Below are 23,586 nucleotides of genomic sequence, written 5' to 3'. Positions count from 1 at the left end.
TTCACCCTGCCTTTTGCGCCAAATACGGCGACATCTCTGTGGCTTCTTGCGCCGTGTTAGCATCCCTTGGCACTGCGCCATCCCTAGGAGGCTTTCCAATCATCACACCGGTGAGCGTTTGGTTCATATGGATACCATTAAGCTGCTCACCATAGGTGTTGAACCCCACCAAACGAAAGCGGGAAATCATGGCTTTCGCTTGGTCTTGTTTCATGGTTTGCTCCACTTCCAAACGCCTCAAGAAGCAATCACACGCCAAGGTCACTTCCAGTTCCCCAATGCGCGCCTCCATCGCCGAGAGCGTTTCCTTAGTATTAGCAAAGAGATCCCCAGGTCGCATCGCTGTCACGACGATCCCATCGTCCACCGCACAGTAAAAATCCAAGCTCAGATCTTCATTCACTTTTTGGATCGAACGGACGTAATACTGATCACCAATCAACACCGCCAAAGGGTGAAGCGCGTAGATCTCCGGGCGAAGATCATTGAGATGAATACCCACTTCCCGCGCATACACTTGTGCCGCAGGCTCTGCGTTGAACTCATACACTTTGCGCGACGTGCAATCGGCTTGCGTCACCACCAGCTTGCTATCAAGGCTCTCTATGTGATGCGTCGTAAACACTTCAAACGGACAATGGGTATTGAACATCACCACGATCGCGGAATTGGTGTAAAACTCGCCGTCACAATACACATGGGTATTGGCAAGATTGATGTCATCCCCAGCGGAACCACCAAAGTGTGGTAAGCGTCCTAACGCGGTATCTAAGGTCACCAGAAAACGTTCTTCAATGGGCGACAACCCATCAATCAAGGTAAGCACAAAGGTATTGCCGTTGATTGGCGCTTTAAGATCCGTTTGGCAGGCTTCAATTAACGTACTGACACAAAGCTGTGCCGACTGAAGTGTAAAATCTTCCAACGGCACACGCATGCCAGAAACCTTAAAATCTTTATGGGAAAACCCCAGAGCACTGATGCTACTTTTCGAGTAACCATAAGGCGTTACTTCCCCGGCAGATGTGCAGCCCATGACCTCACAATGCAAAAATGCCGACGACATTTCTTTGCTCAGGGCGTGTAAATCATAGGCTGATGAGCAGAAAAACAACACGAAGCCAATGTCATCGCTATCAAGCTGTAACGCCAGTTCTCGCGCGGCTTTCACCACGTCGAGTTGGTAGGTTGCTGCGCTGTAAACGGCTTGCCGCTGCAACGACGATTGCTGTGCTGTCATGCCCTGTCTCCTGAAACTTTTCGGCGTTTCACTAATCGGTACTCATATGACGTAAGTGTAAGCAGTGCACAATTCTTCGCGCTTCCTCCTAAAGGATGATTTTTATGTTTTTGCAAACCCCTCATGATGAAAGTTTCAAGATTGGGACACCTCAAGGGCCGCAAATGGAATCAGGGTCACTACACTGAAAAGAATGAAGAACGCAATGTTTTGGGCACCATTTAGGTGTATTTCCACCCGTAAAATCACAGCAATATCAGGGGTCATCAGGACGATGGCGGGCGTTTAACTTACGTAGTGAAAGGGACTAAGCCATGTACAAATTTCTTGTTGCCGATGATCATCCACTGTTTCGAGATGCACTGATCGCCGTCATTCGGTCCCGCTATGAAGAGTGTGAAATCCTGCAATCAGAAGACATTACACATGCGTTAGACCTTGCCGCCACACACACCGACCTTGATTTAATTTTGCTGGATCTCAATATGCCCGGCATGGCCGGCTTAAAAGGCTTGTTAGAACTAAGAAACCAAAGCCCAACCATTCCGGTGGCGATCATTTCCGCAGAAACCAACAAACAAATCATTCTTCAAACCATCGCTTATGGTGCCGTAGGGTTTATTGCGAAAAGTGCGCCGAGAGAAAAGATGCGTGAAGCCTTCGAGCAGATCCTTGATGGGCATGTGTATTTGCCTGCCGATATTATCCGCGCAGAAGGGGATCCAGATTCGTCGCATCGCCGCCAAGATGAGCCCCATTTTTCGCCAGAAATGTTGCATACACTCACGCGAAGACAACTGTTGGTGCTGGAATCCATGGCGCAAGGGGCGGCAAACAAGCAGATCGCGTACGACCTGAACATTTCAGAAACCACCGTCAAGTCACACGTGTCTGCCATCTTGAAAAAGCTTGGGGTTCACAATCGTATTCAAGCCGTGGTTGGCGTCACCAATATCGATTTCGACCGTTACCTCAAGCGCTGATCTGCGTGCCATCAATGCAGGGTAGGCTGCTTCAAGGCGGCTAATACTCGCGTCACCAAATTTACCAATGAATCCGGCGTGGTTTTTGAAACATCAATGGCCGAGGTCTGCCCCACCATCCCCAATAAAGCGCGATGAAAACGTCCCTGCGATTTATTGTACTTCGCCGACACCAGCCCCAAACCGCCATGACAGGCTTTTTCGAACATCGGGTCATCCAAGGGCTTACTGAGCACCTCAAATGCGTTGAGCAAGGCAATAAAGCTCACGCTTGGGTCGCCATCGGCAACGGTATCGAAGGTTAATTCATAATGCATGAGGTCGATCCCGACACTCACGGCATAGCAACGCCCACCAAGGCGGCGCTTTTGGATCATACTCGTGGCCATCACGGCTTGCCCCAATAAGGCAATGTCTCCTGCTTCCACCGTGTGTGGAAATGACAAGGTAACATGCATGGCCGAGTCTTCATCTTTATGGCTCGCCATGACACTTCCCGTGCGATACACAGGCGCACTGCCTCTACCCAGGAACACCATGCCATCTTCAGTGCGCTGCCACGTTCCCGGTATCGCCTCAATCTCATTCATTCGCAACGTGTGATGCCAAAACTGGCGCAGGGCTTCAACCTCACTGACGGGCAAATCAACGGTATACCCGATGATGACGGCGTTCGCACAGTCCCACTGACGAATATCGCAAAGTATCGGGCTTCCTTTCATCCACGCCCATCGCAACGTACGTTGCTGACACAAGGCTAACCATCGTTCAATGGCTGCACGGGTTGCCTGATCGCGCGCCTGGCAGCGGCACAAAATGGATAAACGTCTCAGTGGTTGGCAAGGTGATAGCCATTCGCCTTGAGGTTCAGCAAGTAACCTCTCGGATTCATGGGGTAACGTTTCCGTGTTTGGCATGGCTTTTAGATAAGGCGACGCGAACGGTGAAATGGCGAAATCATGAAACAAACGCTGCAAGCCATCGCCCCAGCGATTCGCCATGAGCCGCCCTTGTTCCAGCGCAAAATACTGTGAGTGCCACGCGATACGACGTGCTGATAAATCATGTTGAACATGCTCAAGCCATCGCGACAGTGCCGCGATATCAGTATGTTGCGTCACGCGAAACCGCAAGGTGGGTTTAGGCTGAAAATCCGAATTTAACGGCAGCAAGATCGCCCCCATTTCGGCAAGCTTCTTCTGGCAACGCAGTGCCCGCAAAGCAGGGTGCAGCACGCTCGCCCAGTACGGCGAAAAGTGTAGGGTTTCGATGCGTAGCTCGGGCAATGCGGCCGGCGAGGAAACAGGGCGTTCATGACGTACCTTGTCATCGTCATCCGGTGTTGAAAGTGCCTTACCGACATGGGATAACGCTTTCGACACTTGACGCCACAACCCAATCATCGGCCATGATCCCGACGATATAAGTACCGCGTTCTCCGGCCGATAATACGTATTGTGGTAACGACGCAGCTTGACGATATCCAAGGCTTGCAATGTGTCTGTCATGCCGCCGTAAAGTGGCGCTCTCGGCTCACTGTTCACCGCCATGTCGACCGATTCATTGAATCGTGCGTTACGCTGATATTCCGTCAATTCTCGATATAAGGTGCCATCCAACCCTAAGCCATCCGCGCGCACCGTATGACGAATAATTTCCTCGTCAAAGTCATCGCTGTTCAGTAAGGGGGAAAACACGCAATCAGACATAAATCCGATACCACGAAGCACCGAGGCTGGGTCGTAACCTGAAAGGTGAAAGCGGGTGCTCTCTTTTTGGGTGGTGGCATTAAATTCAAGCAGGGTCAGTTCGGCGCGAAGGGCCAGAAAGGTTTCAGGTTCGGGGTAACGTGTTGAGCCGCGAAGCACCATGTGCTCCAGCGCATGCGCAATGCCACTGTCATCGTCTGAGGGTGTGGGTATCACAAGGGCAACGCTGAGTCTGTCTTCGTCTGAGGCGGCATGGTGCCAATGCATCACGCCCGTGACGTGGCGGTATCCCACCCATCCTGACGCCAACTGCTGCTCAGCAGGAGGAAGTAAAAACCAATCTGGCGCGGCAGGATGTGGTGTCGCCATAGCCTCTCCTCATGAAATACATCATGGTTTTGTGGACATGATCAGGTGGCTATTTTTCACGTTCCTTGCCAATGCTTCGCTATGACAGCCTTGATTGGCCTTCGCCACCGCCTCCTCGATCACCTTGTGATGCGGGGATTTACTGCAAACAGGATCCGCATTGGCGGCATCGCCTGTCAGCAACAATGCCTGACACCGACAACCACCAAAATCCGTTTCCTTCTCATTACAGCTTCGGCAAGGTTCGGGCATCCAGTCAAATCCGCGGAAGCGATTAAAGCTTTCAGAGTGGTACCAAATGTCTGAAAGTGCCTGATCTTTCACGTTTGGGTGAGGCAGATCGAGCAAGGCAGCACTGTGGCACGGCAGGGCTTTTCCATCCGGTGCGATATTGAGGAAAATGTTTCCCCAGCCACTCATGCAAGGCTTCGGGCGCTGTTCGTGATAATCCGGCGTGACGAACAAAAACTTAGGCCCTTTGCCTTCCTGCTTATTCCGCAGTGCATTCACGCGCGCTTCAGCACGCTCGATTTGCTCATGGGACGGCAACAAAGCATCTCGGTTGTGCAGCGCCCATCCGTAGTATTGAGAGGTGGCCAGTTCGACATAATCCGCATCAAGTTCAATCGCCAACGCCATGATGGCTTCGATGGATTCAATGTTTTGCCGTGTGATCACCACGTTCATCACCATGGGAAACCCATTGGCCTTAACGGCGTTGAACATGGCCTTTTTGTGCGAGAACGCGTGGCGTTTTCCCGCGATCGCGTCGTTAAGATCCGGATCGGCAGATTGGAAACTGATCTGAATATGATCCAAGCCAGCCGCTTTCAGTTTGATGATCCGCTTTTCTGTTAGCCCAACCGCAGAGGTGATCAAATTGGTGTAGTAACCCAATTGGTGAGCATGGGCCACAATCTCTTCGAGATCTTGGCGAAGTAACGGTTCGCCCCCCGAGAAGCCGAGCTGCACAGCACCCAACTCACGCCCTTGCTCTAGTGCGCGACACCATTCTTCCGTCGTCAATTCATCTGCCGGATCGCCCAGATTGATCGGGTTTGAACAGTACGCACAATGCAGCGGACAGCGATATGTCAGTTCAGCCAGCAACCACAGCGGCGGGCTAACAGCTTTCGAGCCATTTCTTATCACACGCTACCTCCACAAATTCCGCGACATCTTGTGCCAAATCCACACCGGGAAATTTGGTTTCCAACCGAGAAATCACCGCCGACACAGGGCTCGGCTGTTCAAATTGCAGCAAGATTTCAGCCGCACTTTCGCTGAGTTTCACCATGCCTTCAGGGAACAGCAACACGTAGCTCTCTTGGGCCTTTTCGAACTGCATTCGAAACATCGCATTGCGTTGGTAAACCACTTCATCACTCATGCCCACTCCCTACCGTTTGCTTTTGCTTTTCTAGGCGCTGATCTCGTTACTCAAATTTCTCCACTCGACGCTGTCCGTCTCTATTACCGATCAATCGCATGATGCCAAACCGGCGCATCCGTCACCCCAACAAACGGCGGACGATCAAACTCATACGCCATGCTGAGCGCATCCAACAAGGACCACAAAATATCGAGCTTAAATTGCAGGATATTGAGCGCCCTTTCCTGTTGATCCGCAGTTTGAAAATGATCGAGGGTGATCGCTATGCCTTGCTCGACATCACGACGGGCTTGGCTCAAGCGCTGGCGAAAATACGTTAAGCCGCTTTGATCAATCCAGGGGTAATGGGTCGGCCAGCTATCGAGGCGAGATTGGTGAATTTCAGGGGCAAACAACTCGGTTAATGAAGAACACGCGGCCTCTTGCCATGTGGCTCTACGGGCAAAATTCACATACGCATCCACCGCGAAACGCACGCCCGGCAGCACCCATTTTTCATCGAGCACCTCTTGGCGATCTAACCCCACGGATTCCGCCAAACGAAGCCACGCCTCAATGCCGCCCCATTCACAATCCAAGCTTTCATGGCCATCATGATCAAGAATGCGTTGCACCCATTGCTGACGTACCTTTTGGTCGCGACAATTGGCCATGATGGCAGCATCTTTGATGGGGATAGCGGTTTGATAATAAAAGCGGTTAGCGACCCAGCCACGAATTTGCGCCTTGGTACATTTGCCGCTGTACATCGCTTTATGGAAAGGATGATGGATGTGGTAATACTGCCCTTTCGCAAGCAAAGCAGCTTGAAACGTCTCTCGGCTCATCGCGTCTTTCATCATCCCTCCTAGATCTCAATGTTCATGCCATCAAACGCAATCTCAACGCCCGCATCCAGCACAGCCTTGTGCTCAGACGCATCGGGATCGAGTATCGGGTTGGTGTTATTAATGTGGATCAGCACTTTTCTCGGCTTGTCGAACTGATCCAACAAGGCCAACATGCCGTCATCACCCGACACAGAAAGGTGCCCCATTTCGCAGCCTAAACGTGTGCCTAGCCCTTCGCGGATCATTTCATCGTCTGTCCACAAGGTGCCATCCATCATCACGCAATCCGCGCTTGCCATGGCAGACAGAACGGCACCGTCTGGTGCACCTAAACCTGGCGCGTAAAACAAGGTGGCGCCCGAGCGCGTATCCACAATACGCAGACCAATGTTGTCGCCAGGGCGAGGTTTATTGCGATAAGGAGAAAACGGCGGCGCATTGGATGCCAACACGATGGGGTGAAAGCGCAGTGCAGGCACTGAAGGAATTTGCCAGCCCTCGTCAGACGTTGGATCGACAGTGTGTGTGCGATACCCCCCTTCCCAATGTTTCATCATGGAAAGAATGGGATAGCTGGTGGACAGCTCTTCCGCGACTTCTGCTGTGCAATATAAATCGAGCGGTAAGCCTTCACGGAGGATCAGCAACCCGGTGGTGTGATCGATTTGCGCGTCCGTGACAATCACAGATCGAACGCCTGATCCGCGAGCACCATTGGCGTGAGCAAGCTGAGGCGACGCATTGATTTGCTGGCGAATGTCAGGTGAGGCGTTAATGATCACCCAATGTTCACCGTCATCACTGACAGCAATCGAAGACTGTGTTCTTGGTTCAGCACGGCTGGTGCCATTTCGAACTGAAGAACACATACGGCAATGACAGTTCCATTGCGGGAACCCGCCACCTGCGGCAGAGCCTAACACCACAATCTGCATTCGCGCGCTCCTTGGCCATTCATTCCGCTGTCGCTGAGATATCAGCGAGCCCTTTCACGTCATCTAAACATCAGGGATAAATGAAAAGTCAGGGCTGAGCTTGGGGAAAAAGAATAAAAAAAGGGATGCATCCCGAAGGCGGCATCCCATCACGACTCTCTCAACGATTGCTGATGTAAAGGGTAACTTCAAATCCGAGTCGCAGTTCCGTAAAGCTAGGTTTTTTCCACATCGTGATTGCTCCTTGTGCCTGATACGAATGTGACAAAATTATCGCCACCGTTACTAGCCTAAATACAAGGCGAGAAACTACCAATCCTACTTTGTGATGATTTCTCTCGTCCGAGACGCAAATGAGTTTTGCTAAAACTGACATAACCCTGAATCCAAGGTTATGTTTTCGAAAAATCACGAGGTGAAACAGTGACTACCACGCCGTCATCAAGTGTGTTTGTTGCACGTCTCGATTTTCGTTTCTTGCCGTATTTGTTCGCCACACAGCGGTGCTCATCACTCACAATGGCCAAACACGCCAAGCACTGCACACACTCGTTGTAATCAATCTGCCCGGTTTTTTGAATGGCATTAATACCGCAATGTTTTTCACACAACCGACAGGGCTGACCACATTCTTCACGCCGCGTGAGCCAACTAAAACGCCGCAGTCGCCCTAACACAGCCAAGCCCGCACCCAAGGGGCACATATACCGACAATAGGCTTTGTGAACGCGAGCACTCAGCGCCAGTAGCAACACAGCGTACAACACGAAAGGCCATGCCCTGTCGAACACTAAGGTCACCGCCGTTTTGAACGGCTCGATTTCAGCGAGGGTTTCCGCGAGAGAGAGTTGATAGAACGCCATGCTCACCAACACCATCAGCACACCATATTTGACGGTGATGAGTGTTTGATGCAGACCGTCACTGATTTTCCATTGCCGTAAACGATACTTTTCCGCCACGGCAGCCACCAACTCCTGCATGGCGCCAAACGGACACAGCCAGCCGCAATACAGGCCTCTTCCCCACAAGAACAGGCTAATGAAGACATAACTCCACAGCACAAACAAAATGGGATCGAGCAAAAAGACCGTGATATCGAAGCCCTTCCAAAGCGACAAAAGCAAGGTGTAGATGTTGACGACAGAGAGCTGCCCTTGGGCATAAAAACCGATAAACCCGATCACGAATAACAAAGCAGTGAGTCGCACTGGCGTTAAATAGCGGCCAAATCGAGCCAAGCGATGCTGAAACACAAACACGCCGGTCAGTAGGGCGAGATACACAGAAAGGATCGCGATCTCGACAAGCCGATCATTCCAGATTCGCTGCCACAAAGGGATAGGCGGCTTGGGTGGTTCAACAGGGATCAACACGTTGTCGGGCAGACGATATTCGGTGTCGATCAGCACATGCTCTGATTCCAGGAAGTTTTTCTTCAACTGGACTGTCATACCAAACGACAAGGGCAACGACGGATCAAACCCACTTTGATCGGAGAACGTGAGAATTTTCACGTCATCAAATGCAGGCATTAACACGGCAATCTGCTCTGCAAACACGGGCGATTGTGCGTGATACAAATCGGCATCCCGAAGCGCCAGAGGGCTACCTTGTTGGCGAAGAGAAAACCTCGCAGGCGTTGTGCCAGCGACAAAGTCGTCCGCCACAAACGAATAGCCACCACGAGAGCCAACAAGGAGTGCAACTTCCCCAGGCGCAAGAGATTGCATGATGCGTTGATATTCCGCGTCACCCAGCAGGTTTTTCCCCACGCTTGGCGGGTTCAGTAGCGCGATCGAGAGATCGATAAAAGGCGTGTTTTCGTCTCCGGTATCCCTTGCGGCAAGCAACCTCCCCGTATTCACCGACAATTGTTCCGCGGCCTCATCGTCGCTAAGTTGCCATCGGAAAAGCGCCCGTTCATTGCGTAATACGTCAAAGGATCGCGGTGTGAACTGTTGCATGTTCAGCGTTGCTTTGGCGGAAGAACTAAATCCACTGAGCCTCGCCTGCGCGACTTTTCGCGCCGCCGCCAAAATGGTGTCATGCACCACCATCACCGAAACTGTCGCCTTGGTAACGCCATCAAAATACGCCAAATCATCACTGGCAATCCGCGCTTGGTCACTCCCCACCAACACCTGCTGTTTCAACGATAACCCTTGGTATTGGGCAATGAATTCATACAAGGGCGCTTCACCCAGCCCGTGCAGGAAAATCGGCTCATGGTGGCGTACCAACACCAAACCAACGATGCGCCCTTGCACATCGAGCCCAACACGCAAATTAATGCTGTCGCCTGAAAAGCCCGGAAAATCGGTTAAATCATCGGTTTCAAACAGATAGCCGATGGTTTGATCGAGTTGATAAATATCGGTGATAGGCATGGCATCTTGCGATGCTTTCATGCGGGTGGCGCTGGGAAAGAGGGCTTGCGCTTCATCACTCACTTCAAGCCAATCTTGGGCAAAAAGTGACGGTGTAAAGAGAATCAAAAAGAAGCTGAGGCAAAGCCAACGACGCCAATACATACACTGCTCTGGCATGGAAATACCCGTTAAAAAAGCGGAGTACGAACTCCGCATCGCGTATCCGTCAGGCAGCACTGGGAACGCTGCCGTCAGGTTGCTGAAAGGGGTTAGAAGAAACCGAGCGGGTTGATGTCGTAACTCACCAGCAGGTTTTTGGTTTGCTGGTAGTGATTCAGCATCATCTTGTGGGTTTCACGGCCAATACCGGATTTTTTGTAGCCACCAAATGCTGCGTGCGCAGGGTAAAGGTGGTAACAGTTCGTCCATACACGGCCTGCTTGAATGGCACGTCCCATGCGGTACGCACGATTAACATCTCGCGTCCAAAGCCCTGCACCTAGGCCATATTCCGTGTCATTAGCAATCGCCAACGCTTCGGCTTCATCTTTGAAGGTCGTGACCGCAATAACAGGGCCGAAGATCTCTTCTTGGAACACACGCATGGTGTTGTCGCCTTTGAAAATGGTCGGTTTCACGTAGTAACCGCCGCCGAAGTCTGCCGACTCGCCGCCCATCAGCAGCTCAGCGCCTTCTTCACGACCAATGTCCATGTAGCTCAAAATCTTCTCGTATTGCTCATTAGAGGCTTGTGCGCCCACTTGTGTTTCGGTGTCGAGCGGGTTGCCGTGCTTGATCGCTTTGGTGCGTTCAACCACTTTCGCCATGAACGCATCGAAGATGCTCTCTTGTACCAACACACGCGATGGACACGTACACACTTCGCCTTGGTTGAAGAAGGCCAACACGCACCCTTCAACGGCTTTGCTGATGAACTCGTCTTCCTGCTGCATCACATCTTCAAAGTAGATATTTGGCGATTTACCACCCAATTCAACAGTTGATGGGATCAAGTTATCTGCCGCGCAGCGAAGCACATGATTACCAATCGCGGTAGAACCTGTGAAAGCAATCTTGGCGATACGGTTAGATGTCGCGAGCGCTTGGCCAGCTTCTGGCCCCATGCCATTAACCACGTTCAACACGCCCGGTGGCAGTAAGTCACCCACCAGCTCCATCAACAATAGGATGGTCGTTGGCGTTTGCTCGGCAGGTTTTAAAACGATGCAGTTCCCCGCAGCAAGCGCAGGCGCAATTTTCCATGCCGCCATCAGCAGTGGGAAGTTCCAAGGAATGATCTGTCCGACAACCCCTAAAGGTTCGTGAATATGGTAGGCCACGGTATTGGCATCGATCTCAGCCGCAGACCCCTCTTGGGACCTAATCGCCCCGGCGAAGTAGCGGAAGTGATCGACACAAAGCGGGAGGTCAGCGGCGAGGGTTTCGCGCACGGCTTTGCCATTTTCCCACGTTTCTGCAACGGCCAAATATTCGATGTTGGCTTCGATGCGATCAGCGATCTTGAGGAGGATGTTAGAGCGCTCGGTGGCGGATGCTGCTCCCCACGCAGCTTTCGCTTGATGCGCGGCGTCGAGTGCCAATTCAATGTCTTCTGCACTGGAGCGAGGAATTTCTGCGATCGACTCGCCTGAGCAAGGCGATGTATCAGTGAAGTATTGTCCTTTAACCGGCTCAACCCAGTTACCGCCAATGTAGTTGCCATAACGCGCCTTAAAATTAACGACGGCTCCGTCGGTATTTGGTTTTGCGTAAATCATTGTCCACCTCATCATAATTCGTTGGCGATATCGCCTTCGTCTTCCCTGACGCTCCCTTTGGAGGTCATGTCAGGCGTTGTACTTAGAGTATGGAAAGGAGGTGGGATCTCACCATCACCCCTTGGTTGGCAAAATCTCATACTTTCGACGGGTAGGCGGAAAGAAGGAGGAGAACACGCTTGTGTGTATCGCCATTTTCTTTTTGTTTTTTCGCGCTAACCCACGTCAGAAAGTACATCATGACCCACCATGATTTACCTGTGTGTTTCATCACGCACGAACGTGTTTGGCGCTCGTTGGATGAGACGTTCCAGCGACTTTTTACGGCCTCGGCGCACTGCGGAATCGTCAGTAGTGAGTATTTACGCTGTGACATAAGGTGCATGTCCCGATTTCAATAATGGGGGAAAGCGGGGGGCGAGAGGAGATATGAGGGGTGAGATAGGAGATACGAGATACGAGATACGAGATACGAGAAAGAGCCAGAACAAGAAGAGATAAAAGAGAAAAGAGAAAAGAGAAAAGAGAAAAGAGAACAATGCCGAGCACAGGGCTCGGCATTGAGGTGCAGATCTTAAAACCTGTTAGCTTTTCGGCAGCTTAAAGGTCCATACCGTGCCACCTTGGTTAAAGTTCTTCACACGCTTGGCGACGTCTCCGCCCCATAGCGGTACTGCACCACCCCAGCCGGATAAGACTGAGACATATTGCTCGCCGTCCATTTTCCATGTCACAGGGCTGCCCACGATGCCAGAACCGGTATTGAACTTATAAAGCAGCTCGCCCGTTTTGTCGTCAAAGGCCATCAAGTAGCCCTCAGGGTTACCGGTGAACGCCAAACCGCCTGCAGTGGTAAGCACACCGCCCCACAGTGGCGCATAGTTTTTGAACTCCCACACCTTCTCACCGGTTTTCGGGTCATACGCCCGGAGCACACCGATGTAATCATCGTTGTTCGAGCGAATAGTAAAGCCTGCCCCTAAGTAGGCTGCACCGCGTTTGTAGGACACAGGCTCGTTCCAGATATCCATGTGCCATTCATTTGCAGGCACATAAAACAACCCCGAGTTTTGGCTGTAGGCCATCGGCATCCAGTTTTTACCGCCGAGGAAAGAAGGGGCGGCAATCACGGTTTTACCCTGCTTGCCGTCTTTCACTTCACTTGGATCGCCAGGGCGGTTTTCATCAACATACAAAGGACGCCCTTTGTCATCGAGGCCTTTCGCCCAGCTGATTCTGTCGACAAACGGGAAGCCACGAATGAAGTCACCATTGGTGCGGTTTAAGACGTAGAAAAAGCCATTTCTGTCCGCCGTTGCTGCCGCTTTCACCGTTTTACCGTCTTCTTGGTAATCAAATGAAATCAGCTCGTTTACACCATCGAAGTCCCAACCATCGTGCGGCGTGGTTTGGAAGTGCCACACAATTTTTCCGTCATCAGGGTCGATCGCAAGGCGTGATGAAGAGAAAAGATTATCGCCCGGACGCATGTGTGAATTCCACGGGGCAGGGTTACCCGTACCAAAGAACAATAAGTCAGTATCGGGGTCATACGTCCCGCCTAACCACGGCGCGGCACCGCCACTTTTCCAGAGGTCGGCTGGCCATGTTTTTCCTGGTGCGCCACCTGAGATGCCGTTTTCGATTTTCTTGCCATCTTTGTAGACGTAGCCCATGTGGCCTTCAACGGTTGGGCGCTCCCACACCAGCTTACCTGTCTTCGCATCATACGCGCGCACTCTCCCGACAATCCCAAATTCACCGCCCGATACCCCTGTGATGACGTTGCCTTTCACAATGATCGGTGCAGCGGTAATGGAATAACCGTCTTGGTAATTATCGACGGTCTTTTTCCAACGTACCTTGCCCGTTTTCGCATCAAGCGCGACGAGCTTGGCATCCAAGGTGCCAAATATCACCAAGTCGCCATACAGTGCGACCCCACGGTTGATCACGTCACAGCACGGCATGATGCCATCAGGCAAACGTGCATCGTATTGCCATAATTCATCGCCGGTTCTGGCATCAATGGCGTACACCCGCGAGTAAGAACCGGTCACATACATCACGCCATCTTTGATCATCGGCTGGCTTTCTTGGCCACGCTGTTTCTCACCGCCGAGGGAGAACGCCCACACGGGGCGGATCTCTTCCACTGTCTCTCTGTTTATCGCGTCCAGTGGACTAAAACGCTGTCCTCTAAGGCCGAGGCCGTAGCTCACCACATCGTCCGTGGTGGCCTGATCGGCGAGGATATCTTCATCCGTGACGCCCGCATAAAGTGGCGATGATGCCAGCGCGAGCGAGAGTGCGGCAAATAGCGCACCGCGTTTAAATGACGTTACTGTCATGGGAATACCTCTTCGTTAGCTAACTGCTTTTCAGCAACTAGGTGTCCATTGAGAATCAATAAATCCTGTGGGTAGTAAAACCACGATGTCCCTTTTCGTTGAATTCAGGCCGAGCGCTGCCTAGCCTCTTTTTCTGTGGTTGGCAAAAAATGCATCCACGAGAAGAATCAGGCGAGAGAGGAACAAACCGTGTTGTTTTACTGAAAGGCGATATGTCGATCGCTTGTTGAGATGTTTTGGTTAGAACCAACCGTGACGTATGTTCAAGGGGATTGTGCGAGCGTCGCAACAGGCTCGACCTTCTTCCCTTTTTCATTGTTATCCCGTGCAGACGCCGTGCTCGGCGTGATATCTGCAAACCTTGTCGGCAACTTAAAATCAACGCCATATTGCGTCGCCCAGCGGGAAAAGTCGCCAGAGCGAATATGTGCAAGCACGATGTCTTCGAGGGCATACGCCAATTGGCGATAATTGTTGTGTACCGCCATGCCCAATTCCCAATCCGCGCGCCCCAATAAAGGGAACGCCAATTCAGTGAGCACAGGCTTGGAGTGTTGACTGCCTTGTGATGTTTGATTGTCTTGTGACGTACCTTGGTGCGACGGGGAATTCAGCCATTCCAACTGCGAACTCATTCCCATCACCATGGCAACGTCACCAAGGTTCAACGCATCAAATGCGTCATTTATGGAGGCATACGTGCGGGCATTTTGGCGAAAACGCCCACCGTAGGCCGTGGTCAAAAAGAACTGCGGCACGGTGTCGACTTCCACGCCAACAAGGTGATACATAAACCGCGCTGCGGTCTGAGGACGTTCAAGTTTTGCCATGTCATACGCCAGCAGCCAGCGCTCTCTTTGGTAAGGCGCAAACATGTGTACAAGCTCATGGGCGGGCAACCCTAAATCGTCTCGTTGCAAGGCAAACTCCCGGTCGTAAGGCACGCGCAGCATGACATCGGCTTTCACCCGTCGTCCGTCTTCACTGGTTAAGTTCATGCCTTTCCACAGGTAATTTCGCATGTCATCGTCGACGGTTTCATCCGGTGTCATCCACCGTAAATCCAGTGACACACCTAAACCGTCAGCAAGGGCCTGTGCCAATGCCACGTCGATGCCAGACGCGTCGCCCTGCGCATTGATGAACGAATAGGGAGGGAAATCTTTGTACACCGCAATGCTGATGCTGCCACTGGCCTGAATGTCATCATAAGAACGCGCACTTACTGGCGAACTCCATGCTAACCACGCCATGAGGAGCAATAACCAGGTCACGTTGATCATCAGCCAAAGTCTGGCAAACACGGAGAATGTTCGGGTAAACAATGCCATGTCCTCACCTCCTTTTATCACAATGCTGACTAGCCGTTCTCAGGCGCGACAGACTCAAGCCAGGTTCGGATTGCCCACAGCGCTTCTTGATTAAGGTGCTCGGTCATCTTTGGCATGTAGACCGCGCCATTACGTACAGCACCGTTTTGTACACGGTAGATGTACCACTCATCGCCGTCGTAGTCGGGAGAAAGGATGCGAAGATCAGGGGCGATACCACCAGAGATCCCTTCAAGGCCGTGGCAGCGGGCGCAGTTTTGGTTGTAGGCAGATGCGCCGATGCGTTCGATTTCAGTTTTCACCTCCCCTTCCTCATCACGGTAGGGGTTCGTTTCTGTCCACTCCGCACCTAGGGTAGGAATGCTTGATGTGTCGATTGATTGTGGTGTGACATCTCCGTGTGCGAACACGGTGTGAGATGACAATACGGCGACCAGCGCGAGGGCGGTAATAATACAAATATTGCGTTCAACGTTTTCCATGTCACTCAGACTCCTTCGTTTTTCGATGCTTGGAAAAGTGTAGGGGCGAGCCGGATTTGACGACATGCTACAAAGGCGGGGAAATCCCTCATTCTTTAGGAGGATTTTTAACAAATCGACGGCTTGTCGTTGGAAAAAGAAGGAGCCACTGCATACAGTGAAGGCGTTGATAACGTTGGAGTGTGTCGCATGGCAGAAGACAAAAATTGCAGCAATACATTGATTATCAAAAGCCTCTTCGTCTTTTTCAGCATGTTTATCGTGCTGGGATTGTCATCGTCCGTGAACGCCGAGGTCGAGATGAACATTGGCTTACTTCGTCAGCCTTCCACGGTCACCACCGCCGTTCCTGAATACCTACGCGCCGCAGACAATGACGGCGAGGCCGGTGCTATGAGCGCCATTGGGGACGCTAACGGAACAGGTAAGTTTCTCGGTCAAAAATATACGCTTAACAGCCAAACCAGCGATGACATCAACACGCTCATTGCTACGGCGACATCGTGGTATCAACACGGCACACGCTTTTATATCACCGATCTCAATACCGCAGAGTTAACGAGGCTTCGTCAATCGCTACCTGACGATGCTGTTCTGCTCAATTACGGCAACGCGGACGATGCGCTTCGCGAATCCCTTTGCTTACCGAACACACTGCACACGGGCGTCAGCTATGCGATGCGTGCTGATGCCATTGGGCAATGGCTCCGATTACGCCGGCTCAATACCGTTTTTTTAGTCGCGGGGCCTAACGCGGCTGACCAAGCTTCTCTTGCTGCGGTTAAAGCCACGCTCAAGAAATTCAATCATCGCGTGGTCGATGAAAAGGTCTGGGATTTTGACACCGATCTTCGACGCACGGCCTCTCAAGAATTGCCGCTTTTTACACAAGCCAAAAACTACGACGTGGTGTGGGTGGTGGATGAAAGCAATTTTTTCGGTCAGCACCTGCCTTTTAATACATGGCTCCCCCGCCCCGTCATAGGCTCTCACGGCATGCGAAGCGACGGCTGGCATTACGCGATCGAGCAATGGGGTGCCATTCAGCTGCAAAATCGCTTCAAAAAAGACTTCGAACGCCCCATGACTGCCAAAGATTTTGCGGCTTGGGTGGCGGTACGTACCCTCAATGAAGCCGTCACCGCACTTAACACGGCAGAGGTAAAAGACGTTCAACGCTTTGTCCTCAGCGATCGTTTCCAATTAGCCGCTTACAAGGGGCGCAAGCTCACTTACCGCACGTGGAACGGGCAACTTCGCCAGCCTGTTCCCCTGTTTTATTCGCAGGCACTTGTCGCCACCGCGCCCTTCGAGGGTTTTCTTCATCCGCGTAACGAGCTCGATACGCTCGGCGTCGACCAAGCCCAAAGTCAGTGCCGCCTTTACCCCACTTTTTAAGGACATAGGATCATGAATCGTTTCACTCATTTCATCCCCCTCTCCGTTACCACCTTGTTCGGCGCATCGCTGCTTAGCCTGTCACTGATCAGTGCCAACGTGTCAGCCAAAGAATTGGCTTACGTCGCCAATGAGAAAGATGACACCGTCAGTGTGATTGATATGGACTCGCTGACAGTGATAAACACCTTTGACGTTGGCGATCGCCCTCGCGGCATCGAGATCAGTAAAGATCAAACTCAGCTGTATATTTGCGCGAGTGAATCAGACACGGTGCAGGTCTTCGATCTCGATTCCGGTCAGATAGCGGGCGAGCTTCCGTCGGGGGAAGATCCTGAGTTGTTCGCTCTTCATCCTGATGGAAAACGCCTGTACATCGCCAATGAAGACGATGCGCTCATGACGGTCGTCAACATTCCTGATGCCAGTGTCATCACGCAAGTGGAAGTTGGGGTTGAACCCGAAGGTGTGGCCGTTAGCCCAGACGGAAAGCTGGCCATCATCACCTCTGAAACGTCCAACATGGCGCACTGGATTGACACCGAAACCAATGCCATGGTGCACAACACCTTGGTCGATGCCCGCCCGCGCTACGCGGAATTCAGCCCAGATGGAAAACAACTCTGGGTAAGTGCAGAAATTGGCGGCACCGTGTCTGTGATTGATACCGACAGCAAGGCCATCATCAAGAAAATCAGCTTTGCACCTAAAGGCGTGCACAAAGACAAAGTGCAACCTGTCGGCGTGAGGCTCAGCCAAGATGGCAACACCGCCTTTGTGGCTTTGGGTCCTGCCAACCACGTCGCCGTGGTGAATGCCAAAACGCTGGAAGTGGAAGATTACCTGCTGGTGGGGCGTCGCGTCTGGCAAATGGCGTTTAACGCCGCACAAGACAGATTGCTGACCACCAATGGCGTGAGCGGCGATGTGTCCGTGATTGATGTCACCAACCGCAAGGTCATCAAAACCATTAAAGTGGGTCGCTACCCTTGGGGGGTCGCGGTGCGTCAGGTCAACTGAGTCCGTATGCTCGACATCTATGCCCTTAGCCATACTTACGGCCAACCAAGCGCTTCGAAGCCTCACGGGGGGCGACAAGCGCTGAATGACATCAACCTGTCGCTGGGCGATGGGTTACACATGTTGCTCGGCCCTAACGGCGCAGGGAAAAGCACCTTATTTTCCCTGCTCACTCGCTTGTTGCCCGTTCAGTCGGGCTATGTGCATTTGCTCGGCGAGCCCCCCAATCGTCAGACCATGGCGAAATTAGGTGTGGTGTTTCAACAAAGCACCCTCGACCTCGATTTAACCGTCGCACAAAACCTCAACTACTACGGCGCATTACATGGCTTTAGCGCGACACAAACCCAGCAGCATGCCGCCCCTTTACTCGCCCATTTTTCACTGAGTGATCGGCTCAAAGACAAAGTGCGCACCTTGAACGGCGGCCATCGCCGGCGCACAGAATTGGTTCGCGCCTTGATGCATTCCCCCTCCATATTGCTGTTGGATGAACCCACCAGCGGCCTTGATCCCAAAGCACGCGCATCCTTGTCGGATGCCGTGCGATCTTTGTGCGAACAGAAACCATTATGCGTGTTATGGGCGACACACCTCATCGAAGAGGTTGCCCCAACGGATGATGTGTTGGTGTTAAACAAAGGTCAGCTTAAAGCCCATGACTCTGCGAGAAACCTCATCGCTTTTTATCAGGCTGAATGCTTGTCTGAGGTGTTTTCTCAACTCACTGATGAGGACGTGCAATGAGGTATTGGTATGCCTTCGTTGGGATTTGTTATCGTGAATGGCTGCGCTTTTTCTCGCAACGCGCACGCTTCGCAGCCAGCCTCGTGAGGCCGTTGCTCTGGCTGGTGGTCTTTGCTGCGGGCTTTCGTGCCGCTCTTGGCATTGCGATCATGGAGCCTTACGCCACCTACATCAATTACGAGGAATACATTCTGCCCGGCCTTTGCGCCATGATATTGCTGTTCAACGGTATGCAAAGTTCGTTATCCATTGTCTATGACCGAGAAATGGGCAGCATTAAAGTGTTGCTCACCAGCCCGCTCCCACGTCCGTTTCTTTTACTATCAAAACAGATCGCCAGTGCCATTGTGAGCGTCTTACAAGTGGGGGCATTTTTGGTGATTGCGGCGCTGTATGACAGACCACTCGAGCCAATGGGCTATGTGATGGTTATCCCCGCGCTGTTTTTAACCGCGTTGATGTTAAGCGCGCTCGGCATCGTGATCGCATCGCGCATTCGCCAATTAGAAAATTTCGCAGGCGTGATGAATTTTGTCATCTTCCCCATGTTCTTTCTTTCGTCTGCGCTCTATCCATTGTGGAAGATGCAAGAAGCCAGTGTTTGGTTATATGAAGTTTGCCGCTATAACCCGTTCACCTTTGGCGTTGAGTTGATTCGTTTTGCCCTCTACCAGCAATTGAATATCACGGCATTGTTGGTCGTTGGCGGGTGTACGTTACTTTTCGTGATACTCGCAGTAGCAGGCTTTCAGCCCACGCGAGAAAAAAACAAAGGTGGGCCGCCTTAATACTCACTTCTCACCGCCAGAAACAAAAAAACCGCGCCAAAGCGCGGTTTTCACTATTCAGAACGGGCAATTAGAAGTTGAATTCAACGCCGCCAAAGAAGCCATCGTTCATGAATTTACCTTGGTTAGCACCAAAGTAGTTGAAGTCGTAATCTTGAACGCGGTAACCCGCTTTAAAGTTCAAGTCTGCTGCAACCAAGCCCAGCGTGAATAGAATCCCCGCTTCACCATCAACGGTGCTGGTTTCATCGTAGCTACCAAAGCTGAAGCTACCGAACAAAGACACAGGGGTTGCAGGAATGCCTAGGCGAACGTCACTGTATACGTTTGGCTGCCACTCATCGAAGTTTTGGCTCTGGAAGCGACCTTCGAATTTTTGCAGGTTCAGACCGATGTCGAAAGAGATCAGGTCGTTATCCAAAATTTCGTAGTACGCAATGAAGTCGTACTGAGTGAAATCAGTATCGAACTTATTTGATTCCACGCCGGTGTAACGAATTTTTGCGTTAGGAACCAAAGGAATGAAATGCTCAAACGCCGCGTAGTAAGAACCTTGGATGTTGGCATCATCTGCGCGCACATCGTTGATTTTCGCATCCGCATACCACGCGTCTGCACCCACTTTGGCCCCTAGAAGCACCGCTGCTTGCGCAGGCATTGCAAATGCACCAGCCACTGCTAACGCAGCAAGAGAAAGGTTCAGTTTTTTCATTGAAAGGGCTCCGCCTAACTTTCTATTGGATTATGTTTGCGAGCACTATAGCAAAAACGAGGCAAACATTCCGCACAAAACTGCCCAGTTTTTATGCGGAATGATTCATATTTATCGCCTAATTATCAGTAGATAATAGACTAGTATCGGCGGGCACGTTGGTAACGACGCGTGCGTTTTGAACAATATTCGCGGTACTGGGTTGCATGCTTATCTCGACCTTTCAGTAACCATACAACAACGGCAATCAAGATAATCCAAGGCAGCATTTTGAACATCAGTCCAATCATGCCAGCCAGCGCCATCACGATGAATCCCACTGCCACCGCAGCAATGATACCAATGAAGCTCAACCCTGTTGCTAACAAAGCAACCGCAAAACCAACCAAGAATAGAAACTCAATCATCAGACCCTCCTAAGGTACTCAGTGACTTTTCCTTTGGTGAATAGATTGCACGAACCTTGCCAACTTTTTTATTTGTTTACTATCAATAACATAAACAAAAGGCGTTACCCATAACGGATAACGCCTTCAAAAACATGGTAAATCACACCAACTAACGCGGCATTTTTAACCACATCAGGTTAAGTCTGTGTTGATGCTGTTATACATCCAATTCCGCAGGAATTTTCGCGAGTGCAGCTTCAAGCACTTCAATACCAGAACCTGGCTTGTGTGCATTCTCGCTGATGTAGCGACGCCATTGGCGCGCACCCGGCATGTTCTGGAACATGCCCAGCATGTGACGGCTGATGTGGTTGAGGTAAGAACCGTTACTCAACTGCGCTTCGATATACGGGAACATCGCTTTCACCGCGTCGCTGCGCTTGATGATCGGTGCATTGCCGCCAAACAAACGGTTATCGACTTCAGCCAGCATATACGGGCTTTGGTAAGCTTCACGGCCAATCATCACGCCGTCCATAAACTTTAGGTGCTCTTCCGCTTCTTCAAGGGATTTGATGCCACCGTTAATTGCCATGGTCAGGTGTGGGAAATCTTTCTTCAATTGATAAACGCGTGGGTAATCCAACGGCGGAATTTCACGGTTCTCTTTCGGGCTCAAACCTGACAGCCATGCTTTACGCGCATGAATGGTGAAGTTGTCACAACCCGATTTCTCGTTAACTGTACGTACGAAGTCCACCAAGAACTCGTAGCTGTCTTGGTCATCGATACCTATGCGGGTTTTCACCGTGACAGGAATATCAACCACGTCTTTCATTGCTGACACGCATTGCGCCACCAACTCAGCTTCACCCATTAAGCACGCACCAAAACGGCCATTTTGAACACGGTCAGATGGGCAACCTACATTCAGGTTAATCTCATCATAACCACGCTCAACCGCCAACTTGGCACACGTCGCCAAATCAACGGGGTTAGAGCCACCCAACTGGAGTGAAACGGGGTGTTCTTCTTCATTGAACTGAAGAAAATCGCCTTTGCCATGAATGATCGCGCCGGTTGTCACCATCTCGGTATACAGCAATGCGTTCTTCGACAAAATACGGTGGAAATAGCGGCAATGGCGGTCGGTCCAATCCAGCATCGGCGCGATTGAAAAGCGTGCGGTAGGGAAATTCGGGGCTAAGTCAGGCGTGGCCTGCGTGTACAGTGGTTTAGTCATAAATTCAAATTGCCTGTAATTGCTTTGAAATGCCGCTAATTTCGCTATAGAGTACCCCTATAGTTTCCCTCAAGCGGGTAGGACAAATGGCGTCTTTTTCGGTCGAAACTCGTAAATTAACGAGTGGTGAACTGCGGTTCAAAGCAACAGTTATCGTAAAAAAAAGCGGAAAAATTATACACCGAGAATCCAAAACATTCAGAAAAAAAGCGCTGGCGCACACCTTCGGCAAAAAGCGCGTGAATGAATTGGAAGAAAATGGCGTAAACAGTAGCAAAGCGGTTTCCCTCGGGGAACTGCTCGACAGGTACATGTTAGAGGCGGATTTGTGGAACAACACAGGCCGCACCAAACGTTACGTCATTCAAATGCTGCGTGATTGCGATATCGCACTCGTAAAAAGTGACGAACTGAAAACCAGTGACCTGATCGCCCACTGCAAAACACGCCGCAGCGCGGGTGCTGGCCCTGCCACCATTTACCATGATGTTGCTTACCTTCGCGCCGTCATGAAAAAGGCCAAGCCCGTTTGGAACATTGACGCAAATTACGCCGTGTTCGATGAAGCCGTGCCGATCTTGATTGACATGAAACTGGTAGGCAAAAGCCAGAAGCGAACGCGACGGCCAACCGAGAACGAAATCGAAAAGCTCAAAGCGGGATTGATCGAAAGAGAGAACTTCCGCCCCAACGGCCCTACCCGCATTCCGTTCACTGACATTCTTGATTTCAGCATTCTAACGTGTATGCGAATCGGTGAAGTGTGCGCCCTACGCTGGGAAGACCTGAACGAAAACCATAAAACCATTGTGGTGCGAGACAGAAAAGACCCGCGCAAGAAAGAAGGCAACCACATGATTGTCCCGCTTCTTGCAGGTTCGTTTGATATTGCCATGCGCCAAGAGAGGCAGGGTGATCTCATCTTCCCCTATAACAGCCGAAGCGTAACCGCAGGGTTTCAGCGCGTGCGCAATGATTTAGGGATTCAGGATTTGCGGTACCACGATTTGCGAAGAGAAGGCGCAAGCCGTTTGTTTGAGAAAGGGTATTCGATAGAAGAAGTGGCCCAAGTTACAGGCCATAGAAACTTAAACATTCTTTGGCAGGTGTACACCCAACTATTCCCGCATAAGCTGCACAATAAATTTGAGTTAAACACTGATTAAGTTTATTTTGTTTTTGTTCCTGCTCTTGCTGATGACAGCAAAGATGCACTAAGACTTCATCATAGGGTGAAAGCAAAAGCCTCGTTAAAAGCGAGGCTTTTTTGTATCAAAAACATTGATGTTTAGGCATGGTGACTGTCTTCAGGTATTTCGCCTGTTTCAAGAAGAGTTAGGAAGTCAGGCTCATTGATGATGATCGCGCCTTGGGTGCGAGCCTTATCTAGCTTCTTTTGGCCCGCATTGTATCCGTAACAAAGAATGTTTAAGTGCTTAGTTACTTCTGAGCGAACAGTCATCCCTGCGGTTTTAGCATGGTCAGTTAGTTTTTCTGGGTATGCGGATTAGAGTGA

Annotated in this window: 22 protein-coding genes; 6 read left to right on the top strand and 16 right to left on the bottom strand. The window is 51.2% G+C overall.

Annotated elements, in window-relative coordinates:
* Window position 1: 1 nt before the first annotated feature.
* Entirely contained in the window at window positions 2-1,240 is a 1,239-nt protein-coding gene (gene nosP, locus BCT27_RS18660) for a nitric oxide-sensing protein NosP (protein WP_102396457.1), read from the bottom strand.
* Between the two features lie 314 nt (window positions 1,241-1,554).
* Here nosP and BCT27_RS18655 point away from each other — a divergent pair, with 314 nt between their 5' ends.
* Window positions 1,555-2,223: a response regulator gene (locus BCT27_RS18655; protein WP_102316320.1), complete on the top strand. Its 669-nt coding sequence runs from the start codon at window positions 1,555-1,557 to the stop codon at window positions 2,221-2,223.
* Window positions 2,224-2,234: 11 nt separating this feature from the next.
* Here the strand turns inward: BCT27_RS18655 and BCT27_RS18650 are convergent, their stop codons facing one another.
* From BCT27_RS18650 to pedF, 11 genes are all read right to left on the bottom strand, one after another.
* Window positions 2,235-4,301 (bottom strand): insulinase family protein, encoded by a 2,067-nt coding sequence (locus BCT27_RS18650; protein WP_102396456.1) that lies wholly within the window; start codon window positions 4,299-4,301, stop codon window positions 2,235-2,237.
* Window positions 4,302-4,322: 21 nt separating this feature from the next.
* Window positions 4,323-5,453 (bottom strand): pyrroloquinoline quinone biosynthesis protein PqqE, encoded by a 1,131-nt coding sequence (pqqE, locus tag BCT27_RS18645; RefSeq protein WP_102396455.1) that lies wholly within the window; start codon window positions 5,451-5,453, stop codon window positions 4,323-4,325.
* Window positions 5,425-5,691 carry a pyrroloquinoline quinone biosynthesis peptide chaperone PqqD gene (gene pqqD / locus BCT27_RS18640; protein WP_102396454.1) on the bottom strand — a complete coding sequence of 89 codons (267 nt, stop codon included), beginning with the start codon at window positions 5,689-5,691 and terminating at the stop codon, window positions 5,425-5,427. The genes pqqE and pqqD overlap by 29 nt, the downstream gene beginning before the upstream one ends.
* Before the next feature lie 83 nt (window positions 5,692-5,774).
* A complete protein-coding gene (pqqC, locus tag BCT27_RS18635; protein WP_102396453.1) occupies window positions 5,775-6,533 on the bottom strand; it encodes a pyrroloquinoline-quinone synthase PqqC in 759 nt (252 codons plus the stop codon).
* An 8-nt stretch (window positions 6,534-6,541) separates the two neighbouring features.
* Window positions 6,542-7,459 (bottom strand): pyrroloquinoline quinone biosynthesis protein PqqB, encoded by a 918-nt coding sequence (gene pqqB / locus BCT27_RS18630; RefSeq protein ID WP_102396452.1) that lies wholly within the window; start codon window positions 7,457-7,459, stop codon window positions 6,542-6,544.
* A gap of 160 nt (window positions 7,460-7,619) precedes the next feature.
* A complete protein-coding gene (pqqA, locus tag BCT27_RS18625; protein WP_102259777.1) occupies window positions 7,620-7,691 on the bottom strand; it encodes a pyrroloquinoline quinone precursor peptide PqqA in 72 nt (23 codons plus the stop codon).
* 160 nt (window positions 7,692-7,851) lie between these two features.
* Window positions 7,852-9,993, bottom strand: a complete 2,142-nt coding sequence (locus BCT27_RS18620; protein ID WP_198597592.1) for a 4Fe-4S binding protein — start codon at window positions 9,991-9,993, stop codon at window positions 7,852-7,854.
* A gap of 107 nt (window positions 9,994-10,100) precedes the next feature.
* On the bottom strand, window positions 10,101-11,609 hold the full coding sequence (gene exaC / locus BCT27_RS18615) for an acetaldehyde dehydrogenase ExaC (protein ID WP_102316327.1): 1,509 nt from the start codon (window positions 11,607-11,609) through the stop codon (window positions 10,101-10,103).
* Window positions 11,610-12,193: 584 nt separating this feature from the next.
* Complete coding sequence (locus BCT27_RS18605) at window positions 12,194-13,960, bottom strand: PQQ-dependent methanol/ethanol family dehydrogenase (RefSeq protein ID WP_102396449.1); 1,767 nt, start codon at window positions 13,958-13,960, stop codon at window positions 12,194-12,196.
* A gap of 263 nt (window positions 13,961-14,223) precedes the next feature.
* Window positions 14,224-15,291 (bottom strand): substrate-binding periplasmic protein, encoded by a 1,068-nt coding sequence (locus BCT27_RS18600; protein ID WP_102396448.1) that lies wholly within the window; start codon window positions 15,289-15,291, stop codon window positions 14,224-14,226.
* A 29-nt stretch (window positions 15,292-15,320) separates the two neighbouring features.
* Window positions 15,321-15,773: a cytochrome c-550 PedF gene (gene pedF, locus BCT27_RS18595; protein WP_102396447.1), complete on the bottom strand. Its 453-nt coding sequence runs from the start codon at window positions 15,771-15,773 to the stop codon at window positions 15,321-15,323.
* Between the two features lie 189 nt (window positions 15,774-15,962).
* On the opposite strand from pedF, the gene BCT27_RS18590 reads away from it, so the two are divergent.
* The 4 genes from BCT27_RS18590 to BCT27_RS18575 are packed head-to-tail and all read left to right on the top strand — an operon-like array spanning window position 15,963 to window position 19,726.
* The gene (locus tag BCT27_RS18590; protein ID WP_241908600.1) at window positions 15,963-17,171 is read left to right on the top strand and encodes an ABC transporter substrate-binding protein; all 1,209 of its coding nucleotides are present in this window, start codon (window positions 15,963-15,965) and stop codon (window positions 17,169-17,171) included.
* 12 nt (window positions 17,172-17,183) lie between these two features.
* On the top strand, window positions 17,184-18,191 hold the full coding sequence (locus BCT27_RS18585; RefSeq protein WP_102396445.1) for a YVTN family beta-propeller repeat protein: 1,008 nt from the start codon (window positions 17,184-17,186) through the stop codon (window positions 18,189-18,191).
* Between the two features lie 6 nt (window positions 18,192-18,197).
* Window positions 18,198-18,938 carry an ATP-binding cassette domain-containing protein gene (locus BCT27_RS18580; RefSeq protein WP_102396444.1) on the top strand — a complete coding sequence of 247 codons (741 nt, stop codon included), beginning with the start codon at window positions 18,198-18,200 and terminating at the stop codon, window positions 18,936-18,938.
* Window positions 18,935-19,726 (top strand): ABC transporter permease, encoded by a 792-nt coding sequence (locus BCT27_RS18575; protein ID WP_102396443.1) that lies wholly within the window; start codon window positions 18,935-18,937, stop codon window positions 19,724-19,726. Before BCT27_RS18580 ends, BCT27_RS18575 begins: the two co-directional genes overlap by 4 nt.
* Before the next feature lie 70 nt (window positions 19,727-19,796).
* Here the strand turns inward: BCT27_RS18575 and BCT27_RS18570 are convergent, their stop codons facing one another.
* The 3 genes from BCT27_RS18570 to dusA all read right to left on the bottom strand — a co-directional run bounded on the left by BCT27_RS18570 (window position 19,797) and on the right by dusA (window position 22,070).
* The gene (locus BCT27_RS18570; RefSeq protein ID WP_102396442.1) at window positions 19,797-20,438 is read right to left on the bottom strand and encodes a TIGR04219 family outer membrane beta-barrel protein; all 642 of its coding nucleotides are present in this window, start codon (window positions 20,436-20,438) and stop codon (window positions 19,797-19,799) included.
* Between the two features lie 140 nt (window positions 20,439-20,578).
* Window positions 20,579-20,845 carry an envelope stress response protein PspG gene (pspG, locus tag BCT27_RS18565; protein WP_017011244.1) on the bottom strand — a complete coding sequence of 89 codons (267 nt, stop codon included), beginning with the start codon at window positions 20,843-20,845 and terminating at the stop codon, window positions 20,579-20,581.
* Between the two features lie 199 nt (window positions 20,846-21,044).
* A complete protein-coding gene (dusA, locus tag BCT27_RS18560; RefSeq protein ID WP_102396441.1) occupies window positions 21,045-22,070 on the bottom strand; it encodes a tRNA dihydrouridine(20/20a) synthase DusA in 1,026 nt (341 codons plus the stop codon).
* Window positions 22,071-22,156: 86 nt separating this feature from the next.
* On the opposite strand from dusA, the gene BCT27_RS18555 reads away from it, so the two are divergent.
* Window positions 22,157-23,236 (top strand): tyrosine-type recombinase/integrase, encoded by a 1,080-nt coding sequence (locus tag BCT27_RS18555; RefSeq protein WP_102396440.1) that lies wholly within the window; start codon window positions 22,157-22,159, stop codon window positions 23,234-23,236.
* Window positions 23,237-23,358: 122 nt separating this feature from the next.
* On the opposite strand, the gene BCT27_RS25700 is transcribed toward BCT27_RS18555, so the two are convergent.
* The gene (locus BCT27_RS25700; RefSeq protein ID WP_198597588.1) at window positions 23,359-23,532 is read right to left on the bottom strand and encodes a BRCT domain-containing protein; all 174 of its coding nucleotides are present in this window, start codon (window positions 23,530-23,532) and stop codon (window positions 23,359-23,361) included.
* Window positions 23,533-23,586: the final 54 nt, after the last annotated feature.

The sequence above is a fragment of the Enterovibrio norvegicus genome (assembly GCF_002876705.1).
In the GTDB taxonomy this organism is placed as follows: Bacteria; Pseudomonadota; Gammaproteobacteria; order Enterobacterales; family Vibrionaceae; genus Enterovibrio; species Enterovibrio norvegicus_B.
Note: the sequence above shows the minus strand (reverse complement) of the source record. Positions and strands in the feature narration are given on the sequence as shown.

Coding starts and splice junctions, on each gene's coding strand:
- BCT27_RS18585 (WP_102396445.1), top strand. CDS start 17,184: ATGAATCGTTTCACTCATTTCATCCCCCTCTCCGTTACCACCTTGTTC.
- BCT27_RS18590 (WP_241908600.1), top strand. CDS start 15,963: ATGGCAGAAGACAAAAATTGCAGCAATACATTGATTATCAAAAGCCTC.
- pspG (WP_017011244.1), bottom strand. CDS start 20,845: ATGATTGAGTTTCTATTCTTGGTTGGTTTTGCGGTTGCTTTGTTAGCA.
- BCT27_RS18655 (WP_102316320.1), top strand. CDS start 1,555: ATGTACAAATTTCTTGTTGCCGATGATCATCCACTGTTTCGAGATGCA.
- BCT27_RS18650 (WP_102396456.1), bottom strand. CDS start 4,301: ATGGCGACACCACATCCTGCCGCGCCAGATTGGTTTTTACTTCCTCCT.
- BCT27_RS18600 (WP_102396448.1), bottom strand. CDS start 15,291: ATGGCATTGTTTACCCGAACATTCTCCGTGTTTGCCAGACTTTGGCTG.
- BCT27_RS18605 (WP_102396449.1), bottom strand. CDS start 13,960: ATGACAGTAACGTCATTTAAACGCGGTGCGCTATTTGCCGCACTCTCG.
- BCT27_RS18570 (WP_102396442.1), bottom strand. CDS start 20,438: ATGAAAAAACTGAACCTTTCTCTTGCTGCGTTAGCAGTGGCTGGTGCA.
- dusA (WP_102396441.1), bottom strand. CDS start 22,070: ATGACTAAACCACTGTACACGCAGGCCACGCCTGACTTAGCCCCGAAT.
- exaC (WP_102316327.1), bottom strand. CDS start 11,609: ATGATTTACGCAAAACCAAATACCGACGGAGCCGTCGTTAATTTTAAG.
- BCT27_RS18580 (WP_102396444.1), top strand. CDS start 18,198: ATGCTCGACATCTATGCCCTTAGCCATACTTACGGCCAACCAAGCGCT.
- pedF (WP_102396447.1), bottom strand. CDS start 15,773: ATGGAAAACGTTGAACGCAATATTTGTATTATTACCGCCCTCGCGCTG.
- pqqB (WP_102396452.1), bottom strand. CDS start 7,459: ATGCAGATTGTGGTGTTAGGCTCTGCCGCAGGTGGCGGGTTCCCGCAA.
- BCT27_RS25700 (WP_198597588.1), bottom strand. CDS start 23,532: ATGACTGTTCGCTCAGAAGTAACTAAGCACTTAAACATTCTTTGTTAC.
- BCT27_RS18620 (WP_198597592.1), bottom strand. CDS start 9,993: ATGTATTGGCGTCGTTGGCTTTGCCTCAGCTTCTTTTTGATTCTCTTT.
- BCT27_RS18575 (WP_102396443.1), top strand. CDS start 18,935: ATGAGGTATTGGTATGCCTTCGTTGGGATTTGTTATCGTGAATGGCTG.
- pqqC (WP_102396453.1), bottom strand. CDS start 6,533: ATGAAAGACGCGATGAGCCGAGAGACGTTTCAAGCTGCTTTGCTTGCG.
- BCT27_RS18555 (WP_102396440.1), top strand. CDS start 22,157: ATGGCGTCTTTTTCGGTCGAAACTCGTAAATTAACGAGTGGTGAACTG.
- pqqD (WP_102396454.1), bottom strand. CDS start 5,691: ATGAGTGATGAAGTGGTTTACCAACGCAATGCGATGTTTCGAATGCAG.
- nosP (WP_102396457.1), bottom strand. CDS start 1,240: ATGACAGCACAGCAATCGTCGTTGCAGCGGCAAGCCGTTTACAGCGCA.